12 protein-coding genes are annotated in these 12,445 nt (G+C 61.8%); 5 read left to right on the top strand and 7 right to left on the bottom strand.

What is annotated here, in order from left to right:
• Window positions 1-7 precede the first annotated feature (7 nt).
• The 6 genes from AC0J5Z_RS08095 to AC0J5Z_RS08070 all read right to left on the bottom strand — a co-directional run bounded on the left by AC0J5Z_RS08095 (window position 8) and on the right by AC0J5Z_RS08070 (window position 7,256).
• Window positions 8-1,372 carry an MBL fold metallo-hydrolase gene (locus AC0J5Z_RS08095; protein WP_475038618.1) on the bottom strand — a complete coding sequence of 455 codons (1,365 nt, stop codon included), beginning with the start codon at window positions 1,370-1,372 and terminating at the stop codon, window positions 8-10.
• Between the two features lie 73 nt (window positions 1,373-1,445).
• On the bottom strand, window positions 1,446-2,912 hold the full coding sequence (locus AC0J5Z_RS08090) for an FAD-dependent oxidoreductase (RefSeq protein WP_207594333.1): 1,467 nt from the start codon (window positions 2,910-2,912) through the stop codon (window positions 1,446-1,448).
• Between the two features lie 101 nt (window positions 2,913-3,013).
• On the bottom strand, window positions 3,014-4,291 hold the full coding sequence (gene cobA, locus AC0J5Z_RS08085) for a uroporphyrinogen-III C-methyltransferase (RefSeq protein ID WP_475038617.1): 1,278 nt from the start codon (window positions 4,289-4,291) through the stop codon (window positions 3,014-3,016).
• Window positions 4,292-4,381: 90 nt separating this feature from the next.
• Window positions 4,382-5,182, bottom strand: a complete 801-nt coding sequence (locus AC0J5Z_RS08080) for a DNA alkylation repair protein (RefSeq protein ID WP_475038616.1) — start codon at window positions 5,180-5,182, stop codon at window positions 4,382-4,384.
• 15 nt (window positions 5,183-5,197) lie between these two features.
• Entirely contained in the window at window positions 5,198-6,109 is a 912-nt protein-coding gene (locus AC0J5Z_RS08075) for a glutaminase (RefSeq protein ID WP_475038615.1), read from the bottom strand.
• Window positions 6,110-6,203: 94 nt separating this feature from the next.
• Window positions 6,204-7,256: an LLM class flavin-dependent oxidoreductase gene (locus AC0J5Z_RS08070; RefSeq protein WP_475038614.1), complete on the bottom strand. Its 1,053-nt coding sequence runs from the start codon at window positions 7,254-7,256 to the stop codon at window positions 6,204-6,206.
• 143 nt (window positions 7,257-7,399) lie between these two features.
• On the opposite strand from AC0J5Z_RS08070, the gene AC0J5Z_RS08065 reads away from it, so the two are divergent.
• The 3 genes from AC0J5Z_RS08065 to AC0J5Z_RS08055 all read left to right on the top strand — a co-directional run bounded on the left by AC0J5Z_RS08065 (window position 7,400) and on the right by AC0J5Z_RS08055 (window position 10,505).
• Window positions 7,400-9,319: a hypothetical protein gene (locus AC0J5Z_RS08065; protein WP_475038613.1), complete on the top strand. Its 1,920-nt coding sequence runs from the start codon at window positions 7,400-7,402 to the stop codon at window positions 9,317-9,319.
• Entirely contained in the window at window positions 9,316-9,867 is a 552-nt protein-coding gene (locus AC0J5Z_RS08060; protein ID WP_475038612.1) for a hypothetical protein, read from the top strand. Before AC0J5Z_RS08065 ends, AC0J5Z_RS08060 begins: the two co-directional genes overlap by 4 nt.
• Before the next feature lie 218 nt (window positions 9,868-10,085).
• Window positions 10,086-10,505, top strand: coding sequence for a hypothetical protein (locus AC0J5Z_RS08055; RefSeq protein ID WP_475038611.1), 420 nt, complete (start codon window positions 10,086-10,088; stop codon window positions 10,503-10,505).
• A 57-nt stretch (window positions 10,506-10,562) separates the two neighbouring features.
• Here the strand turns inward: AC0J5Z_RS08055 and AC0J5Z_RS08050 are convergent, their stop codons facing one another.
• Window positions 10,563-11,120: a dihydrofolate reductase family protein gene (locus AC0J5Z_RS08050; RefSeq protein ID WP_475038610.1), complete on the bottom strand. Its 558-nt coding sequence runs from the start codon at window positions 11,118-11,120 to the stop codon at window positions 10,563-10,565.
• Window positions 11,121-11,269: 149 nt separating this feature from the next.
• Between AC0J5Z_RS08050 and AC0J5Z_RS08045 the strand changes: the two genes are divergently transcribed.
• Together AC0J5Z_RS08045 and AC0J5Z_RS08040 are read left to right on the top strand one after the other, a co-directional pair.
• Window positions 11,270-11,707, top strand: a complete 438-nt coding sequence (locus AC0J5Z_RS08045) for a DUF6153 family protein (RefSeq protein WP_475038609.1) — start codon at window positions 11,270-11,272, stop codon at window positions 11,705-11,707.
• Between the two features lie 106 nt (window positions 11,708-11,813).
• Complete coding sequence (locus tag AC0J5Z_RS08040; protein ID WP_475038608.1) at window positions 11,814-12,431, top strand: DUF305 domain-containing protein; 618 nt, start codon at window positions 11,814-11,816, stop codon at window positions 12,429-12,431.
• Window positions 12,432-12,445: the final 14 nt, after the last annotated feature.

The following is a 12,445-nucleotide window of genomic DNA, read 5'->3' as shown; positions in this document are numbered from 1 at the left end:
GAAGCGTTTAAGGCGTCGTATCGACCCCGGCCCCGGCCGCATCCCTGAATTTCGCATTGATCAGCACCACGTCACGCCCGGCCCGGTCCAGCAGACTCGCGGCGACACTCGCCCTGTACCCCGTGGCACAGTGCACCCAGATCCTCGTATCCGGCAGCTCGGTGATCCTGCCCAGCAACTCGTGGACCGGAATGTTGAGCGCTCCTTTGACGTGGGAGGACTCGAATTCGTCAGGGCGGCGAACATCCAGCACAACCTCCTCAGGCTCCCGGTCTGTGAGGAGTGCAGCCCAGTCCCCGTGCGGGTAGCTGGCTTGGGGAGACTCCGGCGCCAGAGCTCCTGGTTGAGGCCCGACGGCGGCATCCGGACTGTCGATGCCGATCCTCGCCAGGTCGCGGATCGCCTTTTCGACCTCTTCCAGGGGCCCTAACAGCGTGAGCGGCTGGTTCCACGGGATCACCCAGCCGAGATAGCTGGTGAAATTGTCCCCGCGACCGTACTCAAAACTCACGCTTCCTTGGAGATGGCTGTCCGCGAAGGCCACGCGATGCCGCAGATCCACCACCCACTCCCCTGCCCCCAGACGCCGGCTAAGCTCTCCAGCATCCACAGAGTCCGGGACGTCAAGGATTACCGGGTCCGGACCGGCGGCATTCAGCGGGCTCATGTGGGCGTAGTACGCCGGATAGGCCGTGATGTTAGCCAACAACTCAGCAACAAAGTGGTCCTCGTTGGGATCCGTCAGGGCATGGTTGAATTCGGCTTGCTCGCCGACCGTTGAAGATTCCTGGTGGCTCGCGGGGCCGATGGAACAGAACGATCCAAAGCCGTGGGTCGGGTAGAGCGCCGCTTCGGGATGCGCCGAGTCCACCAAGCGACGAACCGACAAGTACTGGTCGTGGGCCAACTTGGCTGTGTCATGTGGCGAGACCAGGTCCGTCCGTCCAACCGAACCGTAAAGCAAGCTGCCGCCGGAAAACACAGCCTCCGTGCCGCCGTCGTGCGCTTCATCCCGCACCACATACGAAAGGTGCGTGTGCGTGTGGCCAGGGGTCGCCACTACCGAAACGGAAAGCCGGCCAACGCGGAGAACCTGGCCGTCGGATACAGGGACACGCGTAAAAGGGACTTCGTCAGCGGCGTTCACCAGGTACTCAGCGCCATGCGCCTCGGCAAGAACCAGGCCGCCTGTGACGTAGTCGTTGTGGAGGTGGGTTTCCGCTACGTGCGTGATCCGGACCCCGGCCTTTACAGCCGCTCGCTCCACCCGGTCAATGTCCCGTTGAGGGTCAATGACCAACGCCACGGTGCCGTCGTGCACCAGGTAGCTGCGGTCCCCCAGCTGGGGAGTTTCGATGACCACGACGTCCATGCTTCAGGGTACCGCCGAAGGTTAAACGGAAGCGGGGCCACTCAAGGAGTGACCCCGCCTGCCATTACAGAAGCTAGACCTGTGCGGCTACGCCATCACGGGAGATGTTGACCATGTCCTCACGCGGCACAACCTTGATGCGCTCACGCTTGACCTCGACGCCGTGGGAGGTGCCGGCCTCGGTTGCTGCTGCACCGAGCGCGAGCTCGTGGGCGTCCAGAGCCAGCCAGCCTTCCCAGCTGGTGAACTTCACGCCGCGGGAGTCAAGGAGTTCCACCACTGCGTCAGCGGCGGGAACCTCGGCAACGGGCAGGTTCTCGCGGTCCTCGAGCAGGTACGTCACGGTCTCAAGGGCATCGCCCTTGGTGTGGCCGATGAGGCCAACCGGTCCACGCTTGATCCAGCCCGTCGCGTAGAGGCCCGGAACGTGCTGACCGTCGGCGTCCAGGACGCGACCGCCGTCGTTGGTGACGACGCCCTTCTTGTGGTCGAATTCGACGTCCGGAAGGGCCGAACCGAAGTAGCCGATGGCGCGGTACACGGCCTGGACCGGGTAGTCGATGAACTCGCCGGTGCCGCGGGCGTTGCCCGTGCCGTCCAGTTCAGTGCGCTCGAACTTGATGCCGGCAACCTTGCCCGGGGTTTCGGCGGAGTCCACGATCTCCACCGGGCTGTGCAGGAAGTGCAGGTGCAGGCGACGGGAGGCCTTGAGCTCGGAAAGGTCCTCGGGCTGCTCGGCGATCCAGTTGGTAAGAGTGCCAACCATGGTCTTGATCTGGTTGTTCGTCTGGACCTGGCGATCGGACTCTTCATCGAACTCGAAGTCCTCGGCGTAGAGGATGATGTCCACGTCCTTGGAGTGCGAGAGTTCGCGGAGTTCCAGCGGGGTGAACTTCACCTGGGCAGGACCGCGGCGCCCGAAAACGTGCACGTCCGTAACGGGCGAGCTCTTGAGGCCGGCGTAAACGTTGTCCGGGATTTCCGTGACCAGCAGGTCATCGGCGTGCTTGGACAGGACGCGGGCCACGTCCAGGGCCACGTTGCCGTTGCCGAGGACGGCGATTTCCTTCGCCTCGAGCGGCCATTCACGGGGAACGTCCGGGTGTCCGTCGAACCAGGAGACGAAGTCGGCGCCGCCGAAGGAGCCCTCGAGTTCGATGCCCGGGATGTTCAGGTCCGCGTCCTTGATGGCGCCGGTCGCGAAGATGATGGCGTCGTAGTGCTTGCGGAGGTCCTCAATGGAGATGTCCGTGCCGTAGTCCACGTTGCCGAAGAAGCGGATGTCGCCGCGGTCCAGGACCTTGTGCAGGGCATTGACGATGCCCTTGATGCGGGGGTGGTCCGGGGCAACGCCGTAGCGGATGAGGCCGTACGGTGCCGGGTAGCGGTCAAAGAGGTCGATGCTGACGGTGAGTTCGCCGCTCTTGACGGCCTCGCTCTTGGTCAGGATGTCCGCTGCGTACACGCCGGCCGGGCCGGAGCCGATGACGGCGACGCGAAGCGGACGGTCCGCAGAACCTACGGGGGTGCTAATTGACACGGCTGTGTTCCTTCTTCTGTTCAGTCCTCCCAACTAGGTCGCAGTTGTGCGCGTTTTGAGGGCTCAAAACGCGCTCTGCTGCTACCTAGTTGGGCCGGGGGCTAGTTACTGCGGACGCGGGGACGATTGGGGGTGATGGTGCTGTAGTCAGCGGTCTTGAAATGCTGCGGCGCGAAGGGGCTGACTCGGACCACATCGCCGATCACGATGACCGCTGGATTGGCCACCCCGACGGCTTCTGCCTGGTCCGCGATGGTCCCCAAGGTGCCAATGGTGACGCGTTGTTCCGGCAAGTACCCGTTCTCTACGATACCTACTGGAGTGTCCAAAGGCAGACCCGAGCCTGCCAACGCAGCCGCGGATTCGCGCAATTGCGCCACTCCCATGAGCAACACCACAGTGTGATCGGGGCGTGCGGGGACCTCGGATAGTTCTTCGTGGCCGGTCACCACACTGAAGCCCTTAGCCAGGCCGCGGTGCGTCACAGGGATGCCGGCGGCGGCCGGAACCGAGATTGCCGACGTCACGCCGGATACCACTTCAACCTCGACGCCGTTCTGGCGGCAGAACTCTGCTTCCTCGCCACCGCGACCCAAGACGTAGGGGTCACCGCCTTTGAGGCGGACCACCCGGTTGCCCGTGAGGGCTTCCTCCACGAGGATCCTGTTGATCTCGAGCTGCGGCACGGGATGGTGGCCGGGCGTCTTGCCTACCTCGATCACGCGGACATCCGGGGCAAGTTCTTTCAGCAGCTCGCGAGGGCCAAGACGATCAGCAACCACGACGTCGGCCTGGCCCAGCAGGCGTCGGCCGCGGACTGTGATGAGTCCGGAGTCGCCCGGGCCGCCGCCCACTAGGGCAACGGAGCCAGCGGGTGACTTGCCAGCGGCGTCCGGCTTGCGGTGACGGCGGAGCGGCAGGTCACCCGTTTCAAGGGCCGTGGCTACAGCGTTGCGGAGGGCCATGGCACGGCGCGGGTCTCCCCCGGCATTGATGGCGATCTTGACATCGTCCACCACGGCCACGGCAGGTGTCCACGCGGCTGATGCTTCGTGGTCCGAGGCGTTGACGCACCAAAGTCGCTGCGCCTCGGCGTCGGCCGCTACCTGGGTGTCCACGGCGGCAGTGCCAGTGGCGGTCTGAACGAACCAGACGCCGTCGAGGTCCAACGTGCGGTACTCGCGCGGCTCCCACGTGAGGAGGCCGGAAGCGGCGAGTCCGCGAAGCGTTTCCGTGGCAACGGGAGCGACCACGGTGACTTTCGCACCGGCATCGAGCAGTCCCTTGGCGCGACGCTCAGCAACGGGGCCGCCGCCCACCACCAGCACCGGGCGGCCGAGCAGCCTGAGCGCGGTGGGGTAAATGTCCTGTATTGCCATGAAAAAACTGTAGGGCGGCGCCGTAACATGCTTCAAAGGCTCGGAAACACCCGGTAACGCTGGGTAATCCAACGTCACATAGTTCCCCGCTTACTTCGGAGAAACACCGTCCTTGAGCGTCAGGTAATAGGCCCGCTGCTCCTTGCCAAGATGCTCGATGGCGTAACGAAGCACCGTCCGCGGCATGGTGGCTGCGTGCTCGTCCAGGAACGCCAGGAGCCGTTCGCGGCTGCTGCGCCCGGCATCGCGGACCCAACCGCCCACCGCTTTGTGGATCAGGTCCTCCTTGTCTCCGAGCAGGATTTCGGCGATGGCGAAAGTGTCATCCAGTTGGCCCTCGCGGATAAACGCCGACGTAGCAACGATGGCCGTCCGGCGCTCCCACATGTTCTCCGAGCGGGCCAGTTCATACAGCGGCTCACGTGGTTTATCCATGAGCCAGCCGCCCACCACGCGGCCCGCGCCAAGGTCCACCAAGTCCCAGTTGTTGATGCGGTCGTGCCTTCTCAGGTACAGCTCGTAGAGTTCCCGGCGCCGCTCTTCCGTGGTTTTCTTCTTCTGCGTCTGCAGGGCCATGATCTTCACGGCCCCGGCCCGCGCCTCGTGGATGTCTTCATCCAGCAGCGTCTCGATCTCGTCCAGTGGCATGGCCGCGAACTCCTTGGCGAGCGTGAAGACCTCGCCCATGCGGACGCCCATAAAAAGGTCGCCTTCGCCATAGTCACCCTGGCCAGTCTTGAAGTATCGCTGGTACTTGGCTTGCTCGACGTCCGACTGACGGATTTTCAGGCGCTCAAGGAATCCGACGGCGGTGGGCTGGGTTCCGGGCGCCAGCGCAGCAGGCTTTCGGGCCTTTCCCGCTTTGGGTATCTTTCCGGCCTTGGGGGTCATTCCTCAATAATGCGCCTAAAAAACGGACCAGCCAGTACGCGTGGTGAATTCGTCCAGCGCGGCCACTCCGGCCACGGAGTTACCGGACCGTCCCAGGCCGGGGCTCCACACGCTGATCGAGCACTTGTTGGGGACCACGGCCACGATGCCCCCACCGACGCCACTCTTGCCCGGCAACCCAACCCTGTACGCGAATTCACCGGCGGCATCGTATGTTCCGCACGTGAGCATCACGGCGTTGATCCTCTTGGTCTGCGCCGGTGAGAGCAACAGGGTTCCGTCCGCCCCCAAGCCGTTGGACGCAAGGAACCGGGTAGCGAGCGCAAGGTCTTCGCAGGTCATGGCCAGGGCGCACTGCTTGGCATAGGAATCCAGGACGTCATCCACTGGATTCTCCAGGTTGCCGCAGCTCGCCAGGAAATGTGCCAACGAGGCATTCCGGTGCCCCTTGCCCAACTCGGACAACGCAACCCGTTGATCTGTTTCGACGCCTGCATTGCCTGTTTCTTGGCGCATCAAATCCCGGACCGCGTGGGCGGCGTTGCCAGTGAGACTGAGGAGCCTGTCTGTCACCACGATGGCACCGGCGTTGATGAACGGGTTCCGGGGTATGCCTTCCTCGCTCTCCAGCTGGACCAAGGAGTTGAACGGGTTGCCCGACGGTTCGCGGAACACCCTCTTCCAGATGTGGTCGCCGTCGGAAGCCAACACCAAGGCCAGGGCGAAGACCTTGGAGATGCTTTGAATCGAGAACTCCACGTGGGCGTCCCCCGCAGAAAAGACCTCACCGTCCCGGGTGACCAGCGAGATCCCGAATTGATGCGGGTCCACAGCACCGAGTTGAGGGATGTAGTCCGCTACGTTCCCTTGGCCAATGTGCGGTTGAACTGCTCCGACGATGTCTTCCAGGAGGTTCTGAATGTCCACGGGGTAACCTTTGCTTTCTGCGTAGTCCCCTCGCCGTTGAAGGGACCGTCAAGTGCTCGCGCGCTCTTGGCGCAAGAACACACAGCCAGCAACACTACCTGCCTTGCACTCCTTGGTGGGCCCTCCATCCGAAAGCCGGTGCAATGTGCTTGGCGACGTTGCCCAGCAGCTTGGCGTTGTAGTCGACGCCAAGCTGGTTGGGCACTGTGAGCAAGACCGTATCGGCTGCCTGCACGGCTGAATCCTTCGCCAGTTCGTCCGCCAGTTGATCCGGCTCGCCGATGTAGCTTTTCCCGAAGCGGGACAACGCGCCGTCGAGAATTCCCACTTGGTCTTGGCTGTCCGCTTGGGCACGCAGACCGAAGTAGTGGTTGTCGACGTCGTCGACGATCGGAATGACGCTGCGGCTGACGGAAATCCTTGGTTCAAGGTCGTGCCCTGCGGCCGCCCAGGCTTCGCGGAACATCCGGATCTGCTCTGCCTGCAGTTCGTCGAAAGGAACACCGGTGTCCTCGGTGAGGAGGGTTGAACTCATGAGGTTCATGCCTTGCTCTGCTGCCCAGACTGCAGTCTTCCGGGTTCCGGCGCCCCACCAGATTCTCTGCGGGAGGCCGGGTGACTGGGGTTGGATGGGCAGCAGACCTGTGGCCCCGCCGGAGTAATGTGGGTCCGCTTCGGCCACCCCGTGCCCGGCGATGGCTTTGCGGAACAATGCAGTGTGGCGGCGGGCCATGTCGCCACCGTCCTCACCGTCCTCGGGGACGTAGCCGAAGTTGGCTGCTCCGTTCCGTGCGGGTTCGGGTGAACCACGGCTCACTCCGAGCTGCAGCCGCCCATCACTGATGAGGTCCGTGGCTGCTGCTTCCTCGGCCATGTAGAGGCTGTTCTCGTATCTCATGTCGATCACGCCGGTGCCCATTTCGATCCGGCTGGTCCGTGCCGCAATAGCGCTCAGCAGTGGAAAGGGCGATGCTTGCTGCCGGGCGAAGTGGTGCACCCGGAAGAAGGCTCCGTCGATGCCCAGTTCCTCAGCAGCTACCGCCAGTTCGATTCCCTGTTTGAGGGCCTCGCCGGCCGTTGGCACGAGGGAACCCGGGACTCGGGCCCAGTGACCGAAGGAGAGGAAACCGATCTGTTTGTTGTGCATGTTCGGGACAACTCCGCGAGGGCCCGGAGAATTCCACGGACCCCCTCGTCCGCCTCTCAGCGTCTTCCGAAAGTGATTCAGAATCCGTCGAGCGCATTGGGTATAGTGGAGCCGCCGACGGTTTATCTATTTGATGGAGTAAAATGAATTTCGACACGGGGGTTGCCGATCGTTTGATCGGTGCATGTCGAGACGCAGCGCGTACGTTGCAGGATCAACGCGGCGGGCGGGAAGCGATCTCGACTGCTGCTCTTACGGAATTCCGGGGCGTGTTCGCTGACTGTTTCCGGGAGAACGTTGCCGCTGAACGGGCGGCCCGTTCGGAGCTGGTCCATATGTTGGAAGACGTTGCCCGTCAGGTCCAGGAAGCGAAGAGCGCCGCGGAGGTTGAGCAGCGTCGCTTGGATCAGGTGACGGAGTGGGCGCTTGCCTCCGGCTGGGCGCGTGCTGGCGGCGGTTTTGCAGTGGATGTGGGACCGCGCCCGTCGATGGAGGAGATTGACCGTCCGGTGGTGAGCGTGAACACTGTGCGGCAGGGGTTTCGTGTCTGGGCGAGTGGAAGCACTGGTGGGGCGAGTTCCGCTGATCCGGACACCTTGGACTCCGCAGTGTCAACCTTCTGGATCCAGGACGGCTCAGACCGAGGCGCGGCCAACAGAGTCAGTGCAGCTGTGTCCGAGTTCGAGGACAAGTGCTCCTGGGTGCACTCTGATCTCGACGCTGTCCGTGGCGGGCTGCGACGGTTCCTGGAAGACAACCATCAGGACGCGACCCGGCTTTCCGACATCGCGTCGACGTTCCGTGCTGCCGGTGGGAGCGGTGACCTCGGGCAGATAACGGTATCGAACGGCGTTCTTGTGCTTGCAACGGCGCCGATGACCTTATCGGGCACGGCGCTGCTGGGCTACTTGTCCACTGCCTCCGAGGCTGACGTGAAGGCATTGGCCACAATACCCGGATGGCAGCAGACCCTGCGAGGCATGGACCCATCGAAAATCGGGGCTTGGTGGGCGGGCATGAACGCGGGAGCCCACCCTGCAATGAACGAGTCCGGGTTCACGCAGGTACAGGAGCTGCTGCTGGCTGCGGCTCCGGCCATGTTCGGCGCTTTGGACGGGATGCCCGCACTGGCTAGGGTCCGGGCGAACCAGTTGAACGCGCCAAGCTTGCTCCGCGCGGCGGAGAAAGACCTGGAAACAGCCCGGAAATTGTCGGGGATCGGGCAAGCACACCACGACCCGAACCGGACAAAAATGCTGGAAAATGAGGTGGCATACCTGAAGCAGGTGGAAGCCGGGGACGTACAGCTTTACCTCTATGACCGGGACCAGTCCCGGATCGTGCAAATGATCGGCACCCCGGGCCCCGACACACGGCACGTGATCACCTACGTTCCAGGAACCTTCACCGGAATGAACATTTTCTACGAAGGCGGCGTACAGCAGGTCTCGAGATACCTCAATAACAACGTGCAGGGGACGGTGGCTTTCGTCTATAAGGATGGGCGGTTCCCCGGGGAAGAGGACACCGCCGGCGGCCCCAACCTCGCGAGAATCGGTGAGGCGAACGATGAGAAACTCGCACGCACGTCCGGGCAGCAACTGGCAGGTTTCGAGGCCGGGATGCGTATTGATCCCTACTTGAACGGTGCCGAACAAACGGGCATCGGACACAGCTGGGGCCTGGCGAACCTCACCAGTTCCGAGGTCGCCGGAGCCCGATATGACAAAGTAATATCCCTCGCCGGGGCCGGAATGCTGCCGGACTGGAAACCACAGCCAACCACGGAATACTCGAACCTGTACTACTATGATCTGCTCGTCCATGGTCAGGGAGTTGTCAATCCCATCACGAAGAGAGGGGCTGTGTGGGATGGAAACAACCCCATCCATCGCGATGAGTTCGAACAGCATTACTACCGCGGCCCCGACGACGACAAACTTAGAGCGATCAACACCGTCGAAGAAGGGAACATCCTCATGGAAAACCACAACCTCATTGCCTCCAACAGCGAAGCCAATCAGAAAGCGCTTAACGACATGCGCGGAATTGTGGCTCGATGAGGGCGCGTCGCGGTGCCATGGCGTTGTTGCTCGTGGCAGGTTCGATCGGGCTCGCCGCTTGTGCTGGAAACCCCAACACGGGTTCAATCCAGTCGACTGTGCCAACACCTACTAAAACACAAGAGGAACCGATGAAAGCTGAACTGACCTGGCAGGAGGCGAAAGCCCACACCCAAGCAATGGAATTGGAGATCGCCGCCCTGATCCCAAAAAATGCTGATATCTCCATTGATCAGAAAAAGAAGGGCATGCTTCTGTCCTGCAACAAGACCCAGCACAACTGGAAGGGTTTCACGACCATCACCGTTGCCGAAGGAACCGAAATCGAGCCGATCGTGAGAGCCATCGAGGCCCACTACCGGGCGAAAGGAACCAAAGTATCCGCCGATAGGAATCTAAACGAAGACTATCGAATTCAGATCGACCCGCCTGCGCCTGGGGAGAACTACATCGTCTCCGAAGGATTGGCCCCAAATCAGATAGACATCGATTCAGGTTCGCCGTGCTTCACATTGCCCGAGGGCATCTACCCGGGTGGGGATTTCTAGATTCTCATGAACAACCAGAACCTCATCGCCTCGTACAGCGTGGACAACGGGCAAGTGCCCAAGTGCATGCTGGGAAGTGCGATTCGATGAGGGTTCGGAGCGGCGCCATGGCGTTCATGCTGGTCGTTTCGATCGGGCTTGCCGGTTGCGCCGGGCCACCCATCGGGAGTTCGACAGAGTCGACTGTGCCAACTGCTGCTCAAATACAGGAGGAAGCGGTGAAAGCTGAACTGACCTGGCAGGAAGCTAAGACCCAGGCCCAAGCCATGGAATTGAAGCTCGCCGCCCTGATCCCAAAAGACGCTGATATCTCGATCGATCAGAAGAAGAAGGGCATGCTTCTGTCTTGCAACAAAACCCAACACAAATGGAAGGGTTCAACCACCATCACGGTTGCCGAAGGAACGAACATTGAGCCGATCGTGAAGGACATCGAAGCCCACTATCAGAGCGGCCTCTTTGGAGTCAGGAACAGGCTTGACATCAGGGGTTCCTATGAAGTTCAAATGATCGCACTCAGCGGAAGCGGGGAGAGCTGTATTGTTGCCGAAGGCCTGGCCCCAAACCAGATTGACATCGATTCGGGCTCGCCGTGCTTCGCCTTACCCGAGGGCATCTACCCGGGTGGGGACTTCTAAAGCGCAGTTCCGCGTGGAGTGGTACAAACTCCACGTCGTCCGGTGCCTGCTCCTTCCTCATTCAGCCCGGCGATAATGCATCGCCACCGCTCCGTTACTGAGCGGCTCGGCTGAGATCAGCTCAAGATGCCGGGTGCTGGGCAGTCCGCCTTGGTAAAGGGTGGGTCCGTGGCCTGTGATCATGGGGTGGATGAGGAATTTGTACTCGTCGATCAGGCCCAGTCGGTCCAGCTCTGTTGCTAGTTTCCCGCTGCCGACAAGCACCCCCTTGGGAGTCCTGTCCTTGAGTTCCTGAACGGCCGTACCCAGTTCGCCAACCAGCCGATGACTGTTGGTCCAGGGGAAGTCGCTCCGCATTGTGGAAACGACGTACTTGGGCTTGCCCTCCAAGGTGATCGCCCACTCGCGGAGAGATGGTGGGGCTTCTACTTCGTCTCGGGCAACCAAGGGCCAGTAGACCTCCATCATTTCGTAGGTAGTCCGGCCCCAGAGCATTGCGCCGCTCTGATCCAGGAGACGCGTGAAGTGGGCGTGCGTCTCGTCGTCGGCGATGCCCTCCTGATGGTCCACGCAACCATCAAGCGTGACGTTGATGCTGAACGTTAGAAGGCCCATTCGACGATTCTAGGCCTCGAATCGCAATAGCGCACCGGAAATCGGAGGAATGCATAGGGCCAGGAGTGCCAACAGAAAATGAATCACCTATAGATACCCTACCGGGGTATACTGTCAGCATCGGAAGTAGACGAAGGTGGTGAAGCATCGTGAGCAAACTGCTGTCCCCTCAAGCTCTTGCCGCCTCCCTCGTGCGGGCGTTGCTTCTACTTCTGGTAACGGCCGTCATTGCAGGCATATTCGGAATGCACATCATCAGCGGTCCGCATGGGGCAGGGGGAACGCATGCGTCTCATGCGGCATCACCTGTAGTGAGCACCTCCTCATCCCACCACGCGCACGGCCCTTCTCATGAGGTGAGCGGTGCCTCGGCTGGCGACGATCACGGCACGGAATTTGGAAGCTGCTCCTGCACTCCGGCTGCCGGTTGCATCCCATCCCTCACAACAGCTTCTCTGAGCGCTCCCCCACCCGGCACGACAGGCGAAGTCACCCCTGCATCGTGGGAACTGCCCACCATTTTTCCGTCCTGGTCCTACCAACCCCACGGTCCTACACTCGGGCAACTCTGCATCAGCCGTACGTGAGCACTGGATGGTCCGGTAACAGCCGGGACCGCACATCCATTCACCATCTGCTGACTACCGGGCGGCTGAATATCACCGCCGCCCGAAATGCAAAGGACTTTTACTCATGAACAGAACTAACTTCACTGTGACCGGAGCGGCTCTCGCAGCTCTGCTTGCCCTGGCTGGTTGCGCTTCCAACCCCGGCTCCGGTTCCATGCCGGGCATGGACCATGGAAGTTCCGGCACCTCCATCAGCCCCTCTGCGAACAGCAGCGACGCCGGGCACAACGCCGCAGACACCATGTTCGCCCAGATGATGATCCCCCATCACTCCCAAGCGGTGGAGATGTCCGACGTCATGCTGGCAAAGGCTGACATCCCGGCCTCGATTACCAACTTGGCCGTGAAGATCAAAGACGCGCAGGCACCCGAAATAGAGAAGATGACGGGGTGGCTGAACAGCTGGAACGTGCCTGTCATGGGATCCTCGGGTCATGGCGGCCACGGCATGGACGGCATGCTGAGCGAGGCGGACCTGCAGAAGCTTAGGGATGCCCAGGGTGTGGACGCGGCCAAGCTCTTCCTCACGCAGATGATCGCGCATCACGAAGGTGCTGTGACCATGGCCAAAACCGAGATAGCCCAGGGCAAGAACCCGGAGGCTGTCCAGCTAGGCAAGGACATCGTCACGGCGCAGGAAGCAGAGATTCGGGAAATGCGGGATCTGCTGACCGGACTCTAACCTCACCGTCTGGT

The organism is Paenarthrobacter sp. TRD_SC_7, from assembly GCF_056156245.1.
The sequence above is the reverse complement of the archived record's forward strand: the minus strand, read 5'-3'. Positions and strand labels throughout refer to the sequence as shown.

Bases quoted from the DNA above. Each gene is read 5' to 3' on its own strand.
- AC0J5Z_RS08095 (WP_475038618.1), bottom strand. From the start codon at position 1,372: ATGGACGTCGTGGTCATCGAAACTCCCCAGCTGGGGGACCGCAGCTAC.
- cobA (WP_475038617.1), bottom strand. From the start codon at position 4,291: ATGGCAATACAGGACATTTACCCCACCGCGCTCAGGCTGCTCGGCCGC.
- AC0J5Z_RS08080 (WP_475038616.1), bottom strand. From the start codon at position 5,182: ATGACCCCCAAGGCCGGAAAGATACCCAAAGCGGGAAAGGCCCGAAAG.
- AC0J5Z_RS08070 (WP_475038614.1), bottom strand. From the start codon at position 7,256: ATGCACAACAAACAGATCGGTTTCCTCTCCTTCGGTCACTGGGCCCGA.
- AC0J5Z_RS08065 (WP_475038613.1), top strand. From the start codon at position 7,400: ATGAATTTCGACACGGGGGTTGCCGATCGTTTGATCGGTGCATGTCGA.
- AC0J5Z_RS08060 (WP_475038612.1), top strand. From the start codon at position 9,316: ATGAGGGCGCGTCGCGGTGCCATGGCGTTGTTGCTCGTGGCAGGTTCG.
- AC0J5Z_RS08050 (WP_475038610.1), bottom strand. From the start codon at position 11,120: ATGGGCCTTCTAACGTTCAGCATCAACGTCACGCTTGATGGTTGCGTG.
- AC0J5Z_RS08040 (WP_475038608.1), top strand. From the start codon at position 11,814: ATGAACAGAACTAACTTCACTGTGACCGGAGCGGCTCTCGCAGCTCTG.